Origin of the sequence: Streptococcus sp. HSISS2, assembly GCF_000448665.1 — a bacterium.
Taxonomy (GTDB): Bacteria; Bacillota; Bacilli; order Lactobacillales; family Streptococcaceae; genus Streptococcus; species Streptococcus raffinosi.
On sequence record NZ_CM002133.1, the window covers coordinates 123,980 to 143,820 of the forward strand.

Here is a 19,841-nt window from a genome sequence, read left to right on the forward strand (position 1 = left end):
GGATGAAAATGACGGTTATTCTCCAATGGATTATGATTATTTCGAAGATTTACTTGACCTAAAGAATAAAGATGAACAATGTAATTCTAACCGTGTATGGGAAGAACTCTTACAGGTTTCTAACTTGGTGCAACAAAATGGTATTGAAAACAATGGAAACCCTGTGGTGGATGATGAAAAAATTCAAGAAGCTAGAGCAGAGATAGGCAACATTGCTATTGCTTATCCTGAAGACTTGCAACAAGATGTATTTAAATTGTTTATGACTCTTTGGGCACTTTTTATTTCAGAATGGTACTATGTAATGTTAGATGGGTCGCCATCAAAATTAAAACACACACCTAAACTAATAGGATCCTATCAAGCGCTTAATGGAATATACATTCCAAAAAATCGGCTGAATTTAGTAAAAATGATTCTATGATCAATAGTGAATTGGAACAACTAGGAGTAGACTTTGAACCAGGACAACGTAGGTTTGAGCGTTTACAAAAGATAATGGATGTTTACGAAATCGATTATAGTTGGCTGCCTTAAATTCAAATGTGTGTTGGAAGAAAAAGGGCCATCCGGTATAAACGGCATGGCCTTTTTAATCTTGTAATTTGTTGTATTTCTTGACGGCATCTTCATAAGAATCAGCTCCTTCTTTAAAATACTCATGCTCAGTGCCACTAATATCAACAGTGATAATTCTGTCTGAAAGTTTGTAAGTGACTTCCTTAGATGAAATATCTTCACCAGAAAGTTCAAAAATGCTGATTTTAGTATCTAAGGTGAAGGTATTGAATTCACCTTTTTCAATAATCCCCTCATTACCTTTTGTAGTGAATACCAACTCATTTCGTAGGTCATTGTCAGTATCATCAATCTAATAGTAGTCTCCATCTAGGTTACATTGTGATGAACAAGAAATAAGTATGAAAGCAGATAGGGGAAGAAGTAGAAGTGATAAGATTTTTTTCATGATGAAATTCTCCTTTTCTACTATTTTATTAGATAATATTTTTTCTACCAAAAAATAAAATATTGTTCGTTATAATAGAAAATTTTGAAAAAAGTCCATTTAAACGGGAAATTTTAACATTCTATTTGAATATCTTTTTGAGAGTATGGTACAATGCATATATTATATAGAGGTATGTATAAAGGAGCAGTTGAATGATAAAAAAGTTTTGGACTCGTGTTCAAATGCCATATAAAATATTTTTGCAGGACAAGAAGATAATAATATGGTTAATAGCCTCAATTGTGGCGGGTTTATTTTCAAAGTTTTTGAATGTTATTGTAGGAAGAGATGTTGAACAGTTCCCTGGTTCGGGGACATTTTATATTTTTGCAATCACAATACTTCTCCCAACTATATCTGAATGTATTATTTTTCTTATAGATGAAGCTCACACTCTTTTGAAAGAAAGAGGAGAAAGAGGACAAGTAGAGATTCGAAACTTGCCGTATATAGGAGCATCTTCTGCACTAACTGAAACTATTGGAATCTTAGCTCTTTCGGGTATTTTGATATTTTGTATGACACTATTTTATATTGGAGAATATCAAAATTTAATGTGGTTGCAATATTTATTTGCTGCAATCTCAATTTACCTAGCTTTTTATTTTTTTGTGTAAACCGAATTGTTCAATCTCCTGAATCATATAGTGAATATGAAAATAAAGAATTACAAAATATGAAGAGACAAAGTAAAGAAACGACTAGTGTAACTACTCGCGGGAAGGAAGTAGAATTATAATGAAAATCAACTATATTGAGATCAATCAACCGATTGGAAGTTTTTATTTAGGTAAAGCCAATTCTGATGATTTACTAAAGTACTTCTTTGTTAATCGTAGAGAACAAAATGTTGGAATTCAAAGAAACACATCTCAGAAACGAATTGAGGAGATTTCTTTATATTGTCAAGATCCAGATGCTACCTTTCCAACACCAATTATAATAGCAGTTGATTCTTCTAAAGTGAATATTGACCCTGAGAATAATACAATTCAGACTACGGACTCAAATAAAATTTTTGAGGTCATTGATGGTCAACATAGAATGGAAGGAATTAAATTAGCAAAGGAGCGTTTTGGTTTCAGTTGTGAGTTAGTCGTAATCTTAATGTTCGACTTAACTGAAGAAGAAAAGGGATATGTATTTTCTACTATCAATAGCAACCAAGCTAAGGTTGATAAATCGTTAATTTATGATTTATTTGAACTGAGTCAAAAGAGAAGCCCGCTTAAAACAAGTCACTATATTGCTAGAAGCTTGAACTCTGATATAGAGTCACCATTCTATAATCGTCTAAAAATGCTGGGTAGAAGAAGTCAAGGTTCAGAAACTCTTTCTCAAGGTAGTTTTGTACATGGTTTAGTGGCACTGATTTCAAAAAATCCTCAAAGGGATATGATCTCTATAAAAAGAGACGAAGCACTTGTAGAAGATTCGTCTTTACCATTCAGAAGCTACTTTATTGAGAATAAAGATGAAGTGATTTTAAAAATCATGAGTAATTACTTTAATGCTGTAAAATCATCTTTTCCAAATGAATGGGAATCATCTGACTTTATTCTAGCTAAAACGACAGGATATCTAGGATTGATGAAAGCTTTTCCTGTATTTTATAACGAAGGACTTTCAATTGGAAGTTTAACTGAAAAATTCTTTGAAGAAATATTTAGGAAAGTAAAATCATGCCTAGATGAAAAAAGAATTATACTAAATTCTACTCATTTTCCTTCAGGAGCGGCTGGTCAAAATAAATTGAGGGATGTCTTTGTTCAAAACTTTAAGTCATATAGAGATGAAATAGTAGAAAAAGTAATGAAAAACAAATAAAGTCAATCCACTTTTACTTAATTGAAAAAGTGGATAACTTTACACCACTCAACTAAAATTTAATCAAGTATAGTAAATAATAAAACCGAATGGAACCTTTAGAAATGTTGATGCCAAAACTTTTTCAACCTGGTTGAAATAAACGCTTATTAAACCAGGTCTTAAGAAAGCTCGTAAAGCTAGCCAGTTCTCTAAACGTTAATTCGTTACTGGACAGCAGAGTACAAACGAAAACACTTTGCAGCTTGCAAGGTGTTTTTTGTATGAGAACTGGTGGTGCGCAATTAGGATAGCTCTAGCGACTTTAGTCGCATAGAGATATGCTATGCACAGTTGCCCCAAGAAAACAAGCAAAGCGACGTTTGATTGGATGGCAACCACTTCACTCAAAACGTTAATCAATACGATTATATCAACGTTTCAAAGCACTCACAGGTTTGCCTTATGGGGGCTTTTTTGTATGGATTTCTAAAAAAATATTCTAAATCTTACTTGAATTTTGCATTCATCTTGAAAATTCTACAACAATGTGATATATTTATAACAGATGAGATGTGATATATTTATAACATTTTAAAAGGAGCTGACAAAGATGAAAATGTCGAGGAACTTAAAGATAATTATTTATATGGCTAGCATGCTTATTGTTGTATGTTTAGTTTTATTGCTGGGGAATCACCTACCGATTCTAGCAAAAGGTGCTATTATGACGATGTCTTGGCTTCCTACGTATTTAGCTTGTACGATGCTATCGGTCCTCTCAAAATCAACCTATCAAAAGAAAGAGAAAAACATGTTTGGGATTACTGCAAAATTATATACAGTGCTTGTACTTCTCTCGTCCTCGATCTATACTATTGGAGTTTGGCTTCTAACTCCTGGTTCTTTGATTAAGAATATAATGTTAGGAATTGGATTAAGTGTTCAATTATTATTAATGTTTTACTTCTTATTCAAGAGAATTAATGAAGAACCTGATGAACGATTTTATAGAAATATTGCAAAGTCCTCTTCCATTTTGTTTACAATAGCAATCTTCATATTACTTCTAATTGCAACCTTGATAGCCGTCGGTGGAGTTTTCATTTTGAATGCTGGATTTCTTTATATTTTGGTGGCTTTTTTACTCTTATTATTTGCCATTACTTACTTTATCATTGAAAAAAGGGGATGAAATATGGCGAAAGAAAGTAAAATAGAGACTAACTTGAAAGAAGTAAGGGAAGCTTATGGTATGACTCAACAAGATTTAGCAGATCAAGTAGGGATACGGAGAGAAACGATTATTCACTTGGAAAATAACCGCTACAACCCTTCGTTGGAAATGGCTTTAAAAATAGCACAAGTCTTTAATAAACAAGTGGAAGAACTATTTCATCTGAAATAAGAGAAGTAAAACAATCCTTATTTTAGGAGTTACTCATAGTGTATACGAAAAATTTGTCAAAATGATTTTCTTAAAAAATTTTAGTTTAAACTCTATCAAAAATAAGATAGCAGCTTATTTTTTCATAATTCTAACTGATGTAAACGAATTCCCAAACAAAACAACTCTCATAAATCCTAATTTTTATCTAATGTAGCAAACTAAAGTCTTGCATATTATGTATTTATCATCCAAAAACACCAGAAAATAAATAGGTACGATAACTTGAAAGTTGATATTGTTCTACACCTCAAATAACTTAGATTTGGTCGTTTTATAGGCCTCTTCTAGCCATTATTTTTTATGATAATGAATGTATATTTTACTGGTTTTATCTTTATATATGAAGAAAGGTTTGTATTTTAACTTAAGATAGCGCATAATAAATTGTTCAAAATAACACTAAGATTAAAAACCGTTAATTATTTTTGAGTAATAATATCCCCTTCGACTCCTTTGTTCGTAGGAATTGTAGTGTATATTAAAAATTTAAAAAGTTTTTAAAAAATTGTTGACATATCCCTAAATAGTGTTATAATCTATAAATGTCAGGGAGGTCCTGATATAAAATATAATAATCCATTAGAGGAGAAACAATTATGAAAAAAGTATTGCTTACATCAGCTGCAGTTCTTGCAGTATTCGCATCATCAGCTGCAGTATTCGCAGACGGTGAATTGGGAGCTAATCGTTGGTCAAACGAATCAGGTATCTATGTAGAAGATAATAACCAACCTGCAACAGTTGACTCAATCAAAGCAGCTAACGATAAAGATCTTGGCGATAAATCAGAAAAATGGACTCGCGATGCTAACCAACTTAAACCAGGTGAAAACCTTAAAGTTGAAAAAGGTGAAGCAGAAGCTCCTAAAGCTGATGAAAATAAAGATGCAGCTGCAGTTAAAGATGAAGCTAAAGCTGTAAAAGCAGCAGAACAAAAAGCTCCAGCAGCAGCTAAAGCTGACGCTAAAACTCTTCCAAATACAGCAGCAGTTAAATAATTAACCGTTATTGCTGAAAAGAATATCACTGGGGCTTAGGCTTCGGTGATATTTTTCTATAGATAAAGAAAAGGATTTCATATTTCATGAGTAGTCATAATCGTAAATCTACTGGATCTCGCAAAAAACTGATTGCTGGGATTTCAGCCTTAGTGATTGCTGCTTTGGCAATTTTCCTTGGCTTCCAGTACATGTCGCCAACAGCGTCATCTTCTAATGGTATTAAGAGTGCTTTGACTACCAAAAAAGCAAGCACTTATAAGGTTTCGGATGAAGAAAAATCTTATCTAAAGAACAAGTTTGATGGCCTTACTGCAACTAACCCTGATACTATAGCTTATGTTTATGCCCCAGGGACGAAATTAGATGAGCCAGTTGTTCAAACAACAGATAATTCAACTTATTTGAACAAAACGTTTGATGGGGGAAATGTTCCTTATTTAGGAACAGTCTTCATGGACACAGATAATAAGAAAGACTTCAGTGATCGCTTGACTTGGCTCTTTGGTCATGCTCGAGGAAGTAAGGTTGCTGATAGCCGTATGTTCAATGATGTTAACTACTACAGTGATCAGTCATTCTTTGACAAACACAAATATGTTGTTATAGAAACACCTCAACGTAAGTATTATTACGAAGCCCTTGCGATGGTCATCGTACCTGAGGATACAGCGTTCTATCGTACATCTTTTGAAAATGATAAAGACTTTAAACAACAGTTGGATATCATTTATGATCATGCTAGTGTTAAAACAAGGATTTGAAGGTTAGTGCTTCAGATAAATACCTCGTTCTTTCTACTTGTCGTGAGGAGGATGAAACGATTCGTGCTAATCTCTACTTGCGTCAAATTCCAGATTCTGAAATGACAGATTTTGTTGCTAAGCATGGCAAAGATTTGGAATATACACCAACACGATAATGATTAATAGAACTCTACTTCTGCTGAAGTAGGGTTTTTATCTTGTTTCGAAACAGCTTCTATGCTTGTCAATCATTATAGAGGTGAGATGTAATCGTTTATTAATCTTATTTACGATTTATGGATAACTTTTTTGGTACACTAGAAGTGTGAAAAAGGAGATTATTATGGAACAGAGCCGTGCTAAAAAGCGTGACATTGCAATGACTAATAAGATTTTGATGGGGTTGATTGCCCTCGTCTTAGGTTTGCTTTTTCTTGAAATTTTAATTGTTAATGGCAATAATGAACAGCGGAAAAATGGTTCGAATCAAGTAAAGACGGCACGTATCATGGCAAATGGTGACTTGCTTTATCACGACGGTCTTTATATGAGTGCCCTTCAGGAAGATGGTAGCTATGATTTTACGGAAAATTTTACTTATGTGAAACCGTGGTTAAAGCAGGCTGATTTGGTTTTGGGTGATTTCGAAGGGACCATTAATCCTGATTATCCTCTGTCGGGTTATCCCTTATTTAATGCTCCTCAAGCAGTGACTACGGCAATCAAGGATGCTGGCTATAATGTCATGGATTTGGCCCACAACCATATTTTGGATTCTGGTTTAGAGGGGGCTTTTACAACAGCTAATGCCTTTAAAAAAGTAGGCATTGACCCTATCGGTGTTTATGAAAAACCTGTGCGTGACAAGGCACCCCTACTCATCAAGAATGTTAATGGTATCAAGATTGCGATACTCTCCTATTCTTATGGTTACAACGGTCTGGATTCAAATCTGACTAAGAAAGAGGTTGCGGATCATTTGTCGAATCTAGATGAAAAACGTATGAAGGCTGAGATTGAACGTGCTGAAAAAGAAGCTGATATCACTGTTATCATGCCGCAGATGGGCGTTGAGTATCGTTTGGAACCGACAAAAGAGCAGATTACCCTTTATCATAAGATGATTGATTGGGGGGCTGATGTTATCTTTGGAGGACATCCTCATGTGGTTGAGCCGTCTGAGGTGGTAAAAAAAGATGGACAGCAAAAGCTTATTATTTACTCGATGGGGAATTTCATTTCTAACCAGCGTATAGAAACAATGGACGGTGTGGATAGCGCGAAATGGACAGAGAGAGGTGTTTTGATGGACCTTACTCTTGAAAAGAAAAATGGTCAAACCACGATTAAGACAGCTCAAGCGCACCCAACCTGGGTTAACCGTACACCTAAGGGAACAGTTTCACCAGAAGGTTATCCTTTGTATACCTACCAAACCTACATATTAGAGGATTTCATCAAAGGTGGAAAATATAGAAATCAACTAGACGAAGAAACCAAAGAACGTGTGGATACTGCCTATAAAGAAATGAATGCTCATGTTAATTTAAAGTGGAAATAAATTGATAATATCACCTGAATTGTATTGATCTCAAAAGTTAGATTTTTTCTGTCTAACTTTTGGGATGCCGTTCAATTGGGGTGGTATTTTTTGTTTATAGACAAGTTACCCACAGACTTATCCACAATTGTGGATAAGTCTGTGGACAGTGTGTATCATTGAATTTTTAAGATGAGAAATCATAAAAAAGACTGACGTTGTAAATTTAGTTATCCACAAGTTTTTAGGTATTGGTATGAATCTAATTCATAAACGATACTAGCTAAAATGGGTGAAAATATTCGTCTTTTTCGCTTAAAAAGGTATATTTTCTATAAAAATAGCCTTTTTACGTAAAATATGCTAAAATTATACAAAATAAAATGATGGAGGCTTGTCATGAAAGCGATTATTACAGTTGTAGGTAAGGATAAAGCGGGTATTGTTGCAGGTGTTGCGACTAAGGTTGCAGAGCTTGGCTTGAACATTGACGACATTTCCCAAACAGTCCTTGATGAGTTCTTTACGATGATGGCAGTGGTATCATCAGAAGATAAGCAGGATTTTACTCACCTACGTGGTGAATTGGAAGCCTTTGGTGAATCATTGAACGTTAAAATCAACATCCAGAGTTCAGCGATTTTTGATGCTATGTACAACTTGTAAGATAGGAGTAGCTAAAAAATGGATATTAAACAGGTTACAGAAACCATTGCCATGATTGAGGAACAGAACTTTGATGTTCGTACCATTACCATGGGAATCTCACTCCTTGATTGTATTGATTCAGATATTGATAAGGCTGCGGAAAAGGTATACAACAAGATTGTTTCTAAAGCTAAGAATTTGGTAGCAGTTGGTGACGAAATTGCGGCTGAACTTGGTATTCCAATTGTTAACAAACGTGTCTCAGTTACGCCAATCTCAATCATTGGTGCAGCGACAGATGCGACAGACTATGTACCATTTGCCAGAGCACTTGATCGTGCAGCTAAAGAAATCGGTGTTAACTTTATTGGTGGTTTTTCTGCCCTTGTTCAAAAGGGCTACCAAAAAGGTGATGAGATTCTTATTAATTCTATCCCACGTGCGCTTGCTGAGACTGATTTTGTCTGCTCATCTGTAAATATCGGTTCAACAAAAACTGGTATTAACATGACGGCAGTACGTGACATGGGACGTATCATCAAAGAAGCTTCTGAAGCAGATCCAATGGGCCCAGGTAAATTGGTGGTCTTTGCCAATGCGGTTGAAGATAATCCCTTTATGGCAGGTGCCTTCCATGGTGTTGGAGAAGCTGACGTTGTAATCAATGTTGGGGTTTCAGGTCCTGGTGTTGTGCAGCGTGCTGTTGAGAAGGTTCCAGGTGAAAGCTTCGATGTTCTAGCAGAAACAGTTAAGAAGACGGCTTTTAAAATTACACGTGTTGGTCAGTTGGTTGGTCAGATGGCTAGCGAACGACTAGGCGTTGAATTTGGTATTGTAGACTTGTCTCTTGCACCAACTCCAGCAGTAGGTGATTCAGTAGCTCGTGTACTTGAAGCAATGGGTCTTGAAGTTGTTGGTACGCATGGTACTACTGCAGCTCTTGCCCTTCTTAATGACCAAGTTAAAAGGGTGGTATCATGGCATGTAACCAAGTCGGAGGTTTGTCAGGTGCTTTTATCCCGGTTTCTGAAGACGAGGGGATGATTGCAGCTGTTAAGTCTGGTCATATCAACCTTGAAAAATTGGAAGCCATGACGGCTATCTGTTCTGTTGGTTTGGATATGATTGCTATTCCAGCTGATACGCCAGATACAACAATTGCAGCTATGATTGCTGATGAAGCGGCTATTGGTGTCATTAACCAGAAAACAACAGCTGTTCGCATCATTCCTTATGGTAAGGAAGGTGATATGCTTGAACTTGGTGGTCTCCTTGGCTATGCGCCAGTAATGAAGGTAAATAAAGCTTCTTCGGCTGATTTTATAGCGCGTGGTGGTCAAATCCCAGCTCCTGTTCATAGCTTTAAAAACTAAAGTGATGATGAGTGCTTTACCGATTGGTGAAGCATTTTCTGATGGTTTCGCTAGCTAGATAGTCAGGTAGATTTGTGCTATAATGAATTCAAAATGACGGAAAGAAGGGGGCGCCATGAGTAAGGTTAAGTTGTATATTGCGAGACATGGAAAAACCATGTTTAATACTATTGGACGTGCGCAAGGTTGGTCCGATAGTCCTTTAACGCCATCTGGGGAAGAGGGTATTCGTGAGCTGGGTGTAGGTCTAAAAGCGGCAGGTATTCCTTTCAAGTCTGCCTATTCTAGTGATTCGGGACGTACCATTCAAACCATGGACATTATCTTACGTGAGACTGGTTTTGAGAGCATTCCGTATAAACGGGACAAGCGCATTCGTGAGTGGTGCTTTGGTAGTTTAGATGGTGGCTACGATGGCGAACTTTTCTATGGTGTGCTACCGAGAACAGATGCTTTTCAAGGTAAGGATTTATACGAAGTGAGCTACCCCGAGCTTGCACAGAGTATTCTTGATGTGGATACGGCTGGTTGGGCAGAACCTTGGGAAGTTCTTAAAAAACGTATTATAGAGGGTTTTACAGCTATTGCAGAGGATGTGTTAAAAGCTGGTGGTGGTGATGCTATTGTCGTCAGTCACGGCATGACTATTGCGACCCTCGCTTGGTTAATTGATCCTTCTGTCGAACATCCTTCATTAGATAATGGTTCGGTAACTGTCGTTACATATGACAATGGGAAATTCACATTAGAAACGCTTGGCGAGATGACTTATCGTCAGGTTGGACGAGAGATAATAGAAAAAGAAAATGGCAAAAAATAAGTATCCAAGTCGTCGTCAGGCGAAAAAACAAACCAATTGGTTTTTGATTGTTAGTAGTGTCTTGATTGTAGTATTGCTAGTTATGGCGGGAGCCTATTCACTATTTGGTGTGCATCATACGGTTCAACAAACCAGTGGAACATCAGTCACAAAGAGTGACAAGCAAACTGCAAGTGCAACTCAGAGTAAAGATACGAAAGGACTTCCTGATGTATCACCGAAAGACTGGGAATTGCTTTTGGTAAATCGAGACAATAAGTCTAAAGAGCTTAATCCAAAGATTGCAGATGTTGATGGTATTTCCGTAGATTCAAGAATTGCTAAGAACGTCAAAGAGTTTTTAGCAGCAGCTCAAGAAATTGATCCAAGTTATCATCTCATTTCAGGTTACCGCAGTGTTGCTTACCAAACAGAACTCTATAACACCTATGTTCAACAAGAAATGGCTACAGATCCAAGTTTGACGAAATCTCAAGCAGAGAAAAAGGTTCAAACGTACTCACAACCTCCTGGTGCTAGTGAACATCAAACAGGTCTTGCAATTGATATGAGTACCGTTGATAGCCTAAACGAAGCAGATCCTGATACGGTTGCTAAGGTCAAGGAGTTAGCACCAAAATATGGCTTTGTTCTTCGCTTCCCAGAGGGAAAGGCGTCATCAACAGGCGTAGATTATGAGGACTGGCATTTCCGTTATGTTGGTAAAAAGTCGGCAGAGTATATGACCAAGCATGACCTTACCTTAGAAGAATATCTAGCACTATTAAAGGAGAAGACTAAGTGAGACGACGTTTTAAACTAAAAGCCTTCATAATCTTAGTTGCTGTTTTCGCTCTAGGTATCCTCTTGCCACTCATCTTGCATGCGTCTACGGATGACAATGCTCGTTCAGTCAAAGTTGCCTACACACAGAAAGAATTCGTTGACAACTTGGCTCCTACAGCGCAAAAGATGTCCAAAACCTACGGTGTGCCTGCCTCTATTCTCCTCAGTCAAGCGGCGTATGAGTCTAATTATGGTAGCAGTCTTTTGTCGGTCAAATATCATAATCTATATAGTCTATCTGCTCAGCCGGGTCAGGAGCATATCCTTCTGAAAGATAACGTTTATAGTAAAGGTAAATGGCAATATCAAAAGGTAGATTTTGCAGTCTTCAAGGATTGGTCAAGTTCTATGTTGGCTTATTTGGAAGGTCTTCGTCAGGGAAGATGGGGTGAATCAACCTATAAAGAGGTAGCAGGAACGACTAGTTATAAAGTTGCGGCGGAAAAATTACAAGCTGCAGGTTTCAACAGTGATCCGGACTATGCTAAGCATCTCATTTCTATTGTTGAAACCTATCATTTGTCAAAATATGATCGCTGAGATTTAAATGCCCCTTGAGGGTATTTTTTATTTTTCTAGGTCTTTAGATGTATTTTTAGCACTCTTGCAAAAAGAGTGCTAATTTTTTTGTTTTTGTGTTGACATGTTAGAGTTTAGGTGTATAATAGAATCATAAGTTAGCAGTCGGCATATGAGAGTGCTAACAAATAGAAATGAGGTGACATCGTGATTACGCAAAGGCAAAACGCTATTTTGAATTTGATTGTTGAGATGTTCACTCGTACCCATGAACCAGTTGGTTCTAAAGCTTTGCAAGAATCTATCGATTCAAGTTCAGCGACTATTCGAAATGACATGGCTAAGTTAGAAAAAATGGGTTATCTTGAAAAAGCTCATACTTCTAGTGGGCGTATGCCAAGCCGAGCAGGTTTTCAATATTTTGTCGCTAACTCTTTGAATCTTGATACGATTGATGAGCAGGATGTTTATCAAGTTGTCAAGGCCTTCGACTTTGAGGCTTTTAAACTTGAAGACATTTTGGACGCAGCAGCAAAGTTGCTGGCAGAAATGACAGGATGCACAGCAGTGATTCAAGATGTGGAACCGACAAGACAGCGTCTGACGGGATTTGAAATCGTTCAGTTGTCTAATCATGATGCTTTAGCAGTTCTTACTTTGGATGAATCTAAGCCGGTGACAGTTCAGTTTGCTATTCCGAAGAATTTCTTGTCTAGTGATTTGGAAATTTTTCATAAACTTGTTCAAGAACGTTTCTTGGGGAACACTGTTTTAGATATCCATTATCGATTACGGACAGAGATTCCTCAGATTGTGCAAAAGTATTTTAAAACAACAGATAATGTTTTGGATTTGTTTGATTATATCTTTTCACAACTCTTCAAGGAATTGATTTTCATCGAAGGTAAGGTTGCATCATTGACCTATGCCGATTTAAAAACTTATCAGTTTTTGGATAATCCACAACATGTGGCGCTTGAGCTTCGATCAGCTATCTCCGATGATGAAGTGACCAAGATTTCGGTTGCTGAATTAACTGAAGAAGCTCTTGAAAATATAACAGTCATCAGTCATAAATTCCTGATTCCTTATCGTGGGATGGCACTTATGCATGTGATTGGTCCTGTTGAAATGGATTATCATCGCATGATTAGTTTGGTCAATGTTATCGGTAGGGTTTTGGTTATGAAGTTGACGGATTATTATCGGTATCTCAATAGTAACCATTACGAAGTTAACTAATATATAAAGTTTAAAAAGTATAGAAAGAGGTGTATGCCTTGACAGAAGATATTAAAAAAGAAGAAGTAAAAGAAGAGGAAACTACTGAAACAACTGAAAAAGTTGTAGAGGAAGCAAAAGACCCTTCTGAACTTGAAGAAGCACAAGCGCGTGCAGAGGAGTTGGAAAACAAATATCTCCGTGCCCATGCAGAAATGCAAAATATTCAGCGTCGTGCAAATGAAGAACGTCAACAATTGCAAAAATATCGTAGTCAGGATTTGGCAAAAGCTATTTTGCCATCATTGGATAATCTCGAACGTGCTCTTGCCGTTGAAGGTTTGACTGATGATGTTAAAAAAGGTTTGGAAATGGTACAAGAAAGTTTGATACATGCTCTTAAAGAGGAAGGAATCGAAGAAATCCCAGCCGATGGTGATTTTGACCACAACTTCCATATGGCTATTCAAACCATGCCAGCAGATGATGAACATCCAGCAGACACCATTGCACAAGTCTTCCAAAAAGGCTACAAACTTCATGAACGCGTCCTACGCCCAGCCATGGTAGTGGTTTATAACTAGGATACAAAGCCCGTAAAAAGCTCACAGTAAAAATAGGAGATTGACGAGGTGTTCGATGAACACAAGGAAATCTATCTTTTTTACCCAGAGCTTAGGGCGTGTTCAACTAGGCAATTCTGACGGTAGCTAAAGCGACTCGTCAGAAAACGGCAGTCGCTATGGCGTTTGCTTAGTCTCCTTACTAACTCGTCGTCGAAATAATATTGATTTCGACTCCTCGTGTTGTAACATAATAGGAAACTTGTCCGAAACGACACTAAACTATGAAAGAAAGACTAAAATTGGTTTGGCTTTGCCAATAGTGAGCGAAGCGAACCAAAGGCGATACTCTTCGCCGTGGCGTTATCTTCGCAAACTTTGAGACCTTAGGCTCAAAGTTTAGTTAAAGAGATTGACGAAGTCAAGCTCTGACGGCGTCGCCACTTAAGAAGAGTATCAAAAAGAAAATTAAAATAAAAAGAGGAAAAAATAATGAGCAAAATTATTGGTATTGACTTAGGTACAACAAACTCAGCAGTAGCAGTTCTTGAAGGAACTGAATCAAAAATTATCGCAAACCCAGAAGGTAACCGTACAACACCTTCAGTTGTTTCATTCAAAAATGGTGAAATCATCGTTGGTGACGCTGCAAAACGTCAAGCAGTCACAAATCCAGATACAGTAATCTCTATCAAATCTAAGATGGGTACTTCTGAAAAAGTTTCTGCAAACGGTAAAGAATACACACCACAAGAAATCTCAGCTATGATTCTTCAATACTTGAAAGGTTACGCTGAAGATTACCTTGGTGAAAAAGTAACTAAAGCAGTTATCACAGTTCCAGCTTACTTCAACGATGCTCAACGTCAAGCAACTAAAGACGCTGGTAAAATCGCTGGTCTTGAAGTAGAACGTATCGTTAACGAACCAACTGCAGCAGCTCTTGCTTACGGTTTGGACAAGACTGATAAAGAAGAAAAAATCTTGGTATTCGACCTTGGTGGTGGTACGTTCGACGTATCTATCCTTGAACTTGGAGATGGTGTCTTTGATGTATTGGCAACTGCAGGGGATAACAAACTCGGTGGTGACGACTTTGACCAAAAAATCATCGATCACATGGTTGAAGAATTCAAGAAAGAAAACGGCATCGACTTGTCAACAGACAAGATGGCTCTTCAACGTTTGAAAGACGCAGCAGAAAAAGCTAAGAAAGACCTTTCAGGTGTCACTTCAACACAAATCAGCTTGCCATTTATCACTGCTGGTGAGGCTGGACCTCTTCACTTGGAAATGACATTGACTCGTGCGAAATTTGATGATTTGACTCGTGACCTTGTAGAACGTACTAAAACTCCAGTTCGTCAAGCCCTTTCAGATGCTGGCTTGAGCTTGTCAGATATTGATGAAGTTATCCTTGTCGGTGGTTCAACTCGTATCCCAGCCGTTGTAGAAGCTGTTAAGGCTGAAACTGGTAAAGAACCTAACAAATCAGTTAACCCTGATGAAGTTGTTGCTATGGGTGCTGCTATCCAAGGTGGTGTGATCACTGGTGATGTTAAAGACGTTGTTCTTCTTGACGTAACACCATTGTCACTTGGTATTGAAACAATGGGTGGAGTCTTCACAAAACTCATCGACCGTAACACTACTATTCCAACATCTAAATCACAAGTCTTCTCAACTGCAGCAGACAACCAACCAGCCGTTGATATTCACGTTCTTCAAGGGGAACGCCCAATGGCAGCAGATAACAAGACGCTTGGACGTTTCCAATTGACAGATATCCCAGCTGCACCTCGTGGTATCCCACAAATTGAAGTAACATTCGACATCGACAAGAACGGTATCGTATCTGTTAAAGCGAAAGACCTTGGAACTCAAAAAGAACAACACATCGTTATCCAATCTAACTCAGGCTTGACTGATGAAGAAATTGAAAAAATGATGAAAGATGCCGAAGCAAATGCTGAAGCAGATGCAAAACGTAAAGAAGAAGTAGATCTTCGTAACGAAGTCGACCAAGCTATCTTTGCTACTGAAAAGACAATCAAAGAAACAGAAGGTAAAGGTTTCGATACAGAACGTGATGCTGCTCAATCAGCCCTTGACGATCTTAAGAAAGCTCAAGAATCAGGCAATCTTGAAGACATGAAGGCTAAATTGGAAGCTCTTAACGAAAAAGCTCAAGCTCTTGCCGTTAAACTTTACGAACAAGCTGCAGCAGCACAACAAGCTCAAGCAGGAGCAGAAGGTGCACAAACAGCCGATAACTCAGGCGACGATGTCGTAGACGGAGAGTTTACGGAAAAGTAAGATGCAAAGCCCGTTAAAACCTCACAGTGAAAATAGGAAATCTGACGCAGAAACTTTAGTTTCTAGAAAGATTTATCTTTTTCACCAAGAGGTTAGGGCGTGCTCAATTCAGCTTAACAACTAAATGATAAAAAGAAATCCAGAGGTTGCAAACCAGCCTCTGTTTTTCGGTAAAATAAGTGAAGTAAATGCAAGATATGCTTCTGCTTCATGTTGTGAAAAATAAAAAAGAAAGGAACAAAGAGTGTTCGTTGGTGAACACGGGCTATGAACCAAGCCAGAAAGATAGCTAATTAAAAGGTCCATTTATCCCTCTTAAAAACTATTGTTTTGGCTTTCTTCATTGGATGCCCTTTGTATCTTAAATTATGAACAATACTGAATATTACGATCGTCTTGGGGTATCTAAGGATGCCTCTCAAGATGAAATAAAACGTGCCTATCGTAAGATGTCTAAGAAATACCACCCAGACATTAATAAAGAACCAGGCGCAGAAGAAAAATATAAAGAGGTCCAAGAGGCCTATGAGACATTAAGTGACGATCAAAAACGTGCAGCTTATGACCAATATGGACCTGATGGCGCTAATGCAGGCTTTGGTGGTCAAGGTGGCTTCGGTGGTTTTGATGGTGGAGCAGGCTTCGGAGGCTTTGAGGATATCTTCTCAAGCTTCTTTGGTGGCGGTGCTGCTCGCAATCCGAATGCTCCTCGCCAAGGAGATGACCTTCAGTATCGTGTCAACCTAAGTTTTGAAGAAGCTGTTTTTGGTGCTGAAAAAGAAGTTCACTACAACCGTGAAGCGACATGTAAGACGTGCTCGGGTTCTGGTGCAAAACCGGGAACAAGCCCTGTAACTTGTGGCCGTTGTCACGGTCAAGGGGTTATCAATGTTGATACGCAAACACCACTTGGGGTGATGCGACGTCAAGTAACTTGTGATGTCTGTCATGGAACAGGTCAAGAAATCAAGGATCCTTGTCAAACTTGTCATGGAACAGGACATGAAAAACAAAGCCATAAAGTATCTGTCAAGATTCCAGCAGGTGTTGAAACAGGTCAGCAAATCCGTCTTGCAGGTCAAGGTGAAGCCGGATTCAATGGCGGTCCTTACGGAGATCTCTTTGTCATCATCAATGTAAATCCAAGTGACAAATTTACTCGTGACGGATCAACGATATACTACACTCTTAACATTTCCTTTGTTCAAGCAGCTCTTGGTGACACTGTTGAAGTACCAACAGTTCATGGAAATGTTGAGATGACTATTCCAGCTGGAACTCAAACAGGTAAAACTTTCCGTCTCAAAGGTAAGGGTGCCCCACGTCTTCGTGGTGGATCGCAAGGAGACCAACACGTTACAGTGAAGATTGTGACACCTACGAAGCTCAATGATGCCCAAAAAGAGGCTCTTCTCGCCTTTGCCAAAGCAAGTGGTGATGAAAAGATTGCCCCACAGAAAAAAGGTTTTTTTAACAAAGTAAAAGATGCTTTAGAAGACCTATAATGAAAAGACGCCTTGAGCGTCTTTTTTTACCACAAAAACTGTATGGGGTCAATTTATAGCCTAACCACTTTTTATCCTCAATTAAATTTGATATGATAGGCTTATGGTTAGATACAAAGCAATAATTTCCTATGATGGTACACTTTTTTCAGGTTTTCAAAGGCAACCAGACGCTCGCTCTATTCAGGAGGAAATTGAGAAAACGCTATTGCGGCTAAATAGTGGCACACCTGTAGTAGTTCACGGAGCAGGTCGAACGGATGCTGGTGTTCATGCCTATGGACAAGTTATTCACTTCGATTTGCCTCAGGAGCGGGATACAGAGAAGTTGCGTTTCGGTTTAGATACGCAATGCCCAGATGATATTGATATTGTTAGTATCGAACTTGTATCAGAAGATTTCCATGCACGTTACAATAAACATAGTAAGACTTACGAGTTTCTAGTAGATGCAGGCCGTCCTAAAAATCCTATGATGCGAAATTATGCCACCCATTATCCCTATCCACTAAGCTTAGCTCCTATGCAAGAAGCTGCCAAAGATTTGGTTGGTACGCATGATTTCACAGGTTTCACAGCTTCGGGTACCTCTGTAGAAAATAAGGTGCGCACAATTACCCAAGCTCGAGTCTCAATTAATGAAAAAACTGGATTCTATGTCTTTACTTTTTCTGGCAATGGTTTTCTTTATAAGCAAGTTAGAAACATGGTCGGAACATTGTTGAAAATTGGAAATGGTCGCATGCCTATTTCTCAAGTTAAGACAGTTTTGGAAAGTTGTGATCGTAAGCTTGCGGGACCGACAGCATCAGGTAATGGATTATATTTGAAGGAGATAAAATATGAGTGATGAATTAATTTTAGCCATTTCAGGTAATGACATTTTTAGTGGTGGAGGGCTTCACGCAGACTTAGCAACATTTACAACCAATAAGCAACATGGCTTTGTAGCTTTGACTTGTCTGACAGCAATGACGGAACATGGTTTTGAGGTTATTCCGATTGATAGCAAGGTCTTTAAGCAACAACTGGAATCACTAATAGATGTGCCTTTCTCAGCAATTAAAATTGGGTTATTACCAAACGTTGAAATCGCAGAGCTAACTTTGGATTTTGTTAAGAATCATCCTGGAATACCAATTGTTTTGGACCCTGTATTAGTTTGTAAGGAGACCCATGACGTTGAGGTTTCTCGGCTACGTAATGAATTAGTTAAATTTTTCCCATATGTTACAGTCATAACTCCAAATTTACCAGAAGCTGAGCTCCTTATTGATAAAAAAATCCATACTCTTGACGATATGAAGAGTGCAGCTTGTATTTTAAATGAATTAGGTGCTAAGACAGTCATCGTTAAGGGTGGTAATCGTTTAAATAATCATAAAGCAATAGATGTCTTTTATAATGGAAAAGACTATAAAATCTTTGAAGAGGCTGTATTGGATAAAAATAATACAGGTGCAGGTTGTACATTTGCCTCTAGTATAGCAAGTGAACTAGTTAAGGGATATTCAGAAATTGACGCTATAGCTAATGCTAAAGCCTTTGTTTTTGAATCAATTAAACAATCAAATGAGTTTGGAGTAGTTCAATATGCAAAATGATAAAACAAAAAACTAACATTGTTAGCTGTTTTAACAGCGTTGTCAGTCACTTTTGGATTTGTAGCTAAAATCCCCACACCAACAGGATTGTTGACTTTGGTAGATGCAGGTATCTACTTTACCGCCTTCTATTTAGGTAAAAAAGAGGGAGCTATTGTAGGAGGTTTATCAGCATTTCTGATTGATCTCTTATCGTCTGCTCCACAATGGATGTTTATTAGTTTACTGATTCATGGTGCGCAAGGATATTTTGCTGGATTTAAGGGAAAATATCGTATTGTAGGTTTGTTACTTGCTACAATTTCAATGGTTGGTGGTTATGCTCTTGCTTCAATATTTATGTATGGAATAGGATCTGCCGTCGCAGAAATCATACCGAATTTCTGTCAGAACACTCTAGGGATACTAATCGGTTGGATATTATATCAAGGATTCCAAAAGGTTCAATCTAGAAAAGGGAAATAAGTTTCGTTAAAAACATATTGACATCCAATGTAATGAATGATAAGATATGAAAGTTGTCTCAAGTAGACTGACATTAACTTAAAATAGTTCTAAAACTTTAAAAAAGTTATTGACAAGGTAAGCAAGAGATGATAATATGAATAGGCTACATCGGAGGATGAAGCAGAGACACGAGGAAGTTTGGAAAAAACTTTTCAAAAAGTGTTGACAAGATATTCTAGATTTGCTAGAATATAGGAGTTGTCTTAAGAGAGACAAAGACCTTTGAGAACTGAATAAGAAACCAAGTGCAGGGTTATGATAGAAGAAATTATAACCTGTCAATTTACAAGAAAAACGTCAGAAGACGGAAATGAGTTAACGCTCGAACGATTATTAAAGAATTTAATGAGAGTTTGATCCTGGCTCAGGACGAACGCTGGCGGCGTGCCTA

The 19,841-nt window shown here is 37.8% G+C and carries 18 protein-coding genes and 3 pseudogenes; 20 read left to right on the plus strand and 1 reads right to left on the minus strand.

Annotated features, from left to right (window positions below):
• Positions 1-424 (plus strand): hypothetical protein (locus HSISS2_RS00685; RefSeq protein WP_167546405.1); only part of this gene is annotated, 424 nt, incomplete at its 5' end.
• A 168-nt stretch (positions 425-592) separates the two neighbouring features.
• Here the strand turns inward: HSISS2_RS00685 and HSISS2_RS00690 are convergent.
• A complete protein-coding gene (locus HSISS2_RS00690) occupies positions 593-838 on the minus strand; it encodes a hypothetical protein (protein ID WP_021144885.1) in 246 nt (81 codons plus the stop codon).
• A gap of 323 nt (positions 839-1,161) precedes the next feature.
• Here HSISS2_RS00690 and HSISS2_RS00695 point away from each other — a divergent pair, with 323 nt between their 5' ends.
• From HSISS2_RS00695 to HSISS2_RS00785, 19 genes and pseudogenes are all read left to right on the plus strand, one after another.
• On the plus strand, positions 1,162-1,626 hold the full coding sequence (locus HSISS2_RS00695) for a hypothetical protein (RefSeq protein WP_042766871.1): 465 nt from the start codon (positions 1,162-1,164) through the stop codon (positions 1,624-1,626).
• A gap of 121 nt (positions 1,627-1,747) precedes the next feature.
• Positions 1,748-2,836: a DGQHR domain-containing protein gene (locus HSISS2_RS00700; protein ID WP_021144886.1), complete on the plus strand. Its 1,089-nt coding sequence runs from the start codon at positions 1,748-1,750 to the stop codon at positions 2,834-2,836.
• Positions 2,837-3,464: 628 nt separating this feature from the next.
• Entirely contained in the window at positions 3,465-4,010 is a 546-nt protein-coding gene (locus HSISS2_RS00705) for a hypothetical protein (RefSeq protein WP_240472031.1), read from the plus strand.
• Positions 4,011-4,013: 3 nt separating this feature from the next.
• The gene (locus tag HSISS2_RS00710; RefSeq protein ID WP_021144888.1) at positions 4,014-4,223 is read left to right on the plus strand and encodes a helix-turn-helix transcriptional regulator; all 210 of its coding nucleotides are present in this window, start codon (positions 4,014-4,016) and stop codon (positions 4,221-4,223) included.
• A 638-nt stretch (positions 4,224-4,861) separates the two neighbouring features.
• Entirely contained in the window at positions 4,862-5,263 is a 402-nt protein-coding gene (locus HSISS2_RS00715) for an LPKTxAVK-anchored surface protein (RefSeq protein WP_021144889.1), read from the plus strand.
• An 86-nt stretch (positions 5,264-5,349) separates the two neighbouring features.
• Positions 5,350-6,185, plus strand: a pseudogene (gene srtB, locus HSISS2_RS00720) (class B sortase, LPKTxAVK-specific).
• A gap of 167 nt (positions 6,186-6,352) precedes the next feature.
• Positions 6,353-7,570, plus strand: a complete 1,218-nt coding sequence (locus tag HSISS2_RS00725) for a CapA family protein (RefSeq protein WP_021144892.1) — start codon at positions 6,353-6,355, stop codon at positions 7,568-7,570.
• 378 nt (positions 7,571-7,948) lie between these two features.
• Positions 7,949-8,215: an ACT domain-containing protein gene (locus HSISS2_RS00730; RefSeq protein ID WP_002888272.1), complete on the plus strand. Its 267-nt coding sequence runs from the start codon at positions 7,949-7,951 to the stop codon at positions 8,213-8,215.
• A gap of 18 nt (positions 8,216-8,233) precedes the next feature.
• Positions 8,234-9,570, plus strand: a pseudogene (locus HSISS2_RS00735) (PFL family protein).
• Between the two features lie 115 nt (positions 9,571-9,685).
• Positions 9,686-10,390, plus strand: coding sequence for a histidine phosphatase family protein (locus tag HSISS2_RS00740; RefSeq protein WP_008536268.1), 705 nt, complete (start codon positions 9,686-9,688; stop codon positions 10,388-10,390).
• Between the two features lie 181 nt (positions 10,391-10,571).
• Positions 10,572-11,174: pseudogene (locus tag HSISS2_RS00745) on the plus strand (M15 family metallopeptidase); the annotation flags it as partial.
• Entirely contained in the window at positions 11,171-11,755 is a 585-nt protein-coding gene (locus HSISS2_RS00750; RefSeq protein ID WP_008536272.1) for a glycoside hydrolase family 73 protein, read from the plus strand. The pseudogene HSISS2_RS00745 and the gene HSISS2_RS00750, both read left to right, overlap by 4 nt.
• 186 nt (positions 11,756-11,941) lie before the next feature.
• A complete protein-coding gene (gene hrcA, locus HSISS2_RS00755) occupies positions 11,942-12,976 on the plus strand; it encodes a heat-inducible transcriptional repressor HrcA (RefSeq protein ID WP_021144895.1) in 1,035 nt (344 codons plus the stop codon).
• Between the two features lie 38 nt (positions 12,977-13,014).
• A complete protein-coding gene (grpE, locus tag HSISS2_RS00760; RefSeq protein ID WP_021144896.1) occupies positions 13,015-13,539 on the plus strand; it encodes a nucleotide exchange factor GrpE in 525 nt (174 codons plus the stop codon).
• Positions 13,540-14,010: 471 nt separating this feature from the next.
• Positions 14,011-15,834, plus strand: a complete 1,824-nt coding sequence (gene dnaK, locus HSISS2_RS00765) for a molecular chaperone DnaK (RefSeq protein WP_021144897.1) — start codon at positions 14,011-14,013, stop codon at positions 15,832-15,834.
• Between the two features lie 368 nt (positions 15,835-16,202).
• Positions 16,203-17,339, plus strand: coding sequence for a molecular chaperone DnaJ (dnaJ, locus tag HSISS2_RS00770; protein ID WP_008536278.1), 1,137 nt, complete (start codon positions 16,203-16,205; stop codon positions 17,337-17,339).
• A gap of 103 nt (positions 17,340-17,442) precedes the next feature.
• Positions 17,443-18,189, plus strand: coding sequence for a tRNA pseudouridine(38-40) synthase TruA (gene truA, locus HSISS2_RS00775; RefSeq protein ID WP_021144898.1), 747 nt, complete (start codon positions 17,443-17,445; stop codon positions 18,187-18,189).
• Positions 18,182-18,943: a bifunctional hydroxymethylpyrimidine kinase/phosphomethylpyrimidine kinase gene (locus HSISS2_RS00780; protein ID WP_021144899.1), complete on the plus strand. Its 762-nt coding sequence runs from the start codon at positions 18,182-18,184 to the stop codon at positions 18,941-18,943. The genes truA and HSISS2_RS00780 overlap by 8 nt, the downstream gene beginning before the upstream one ends.
• Before the next feature lie 18 nt (positions 18,944-18,961).
• Positions 18,962-19,408 carry an ECF transporter S component gene (locus HSISS2_RS00785; protein ID WP_021144900.1) on the plus strand — a complete coding sequence of 149 codons (447 nt, stop codon included), beginning with the start codon at positions 18,962-18,964 and terminating at the stop codon, positions 19,406-19,408.
• Positions 19,409-19,841: the final 433 nt, after the last annotated feature.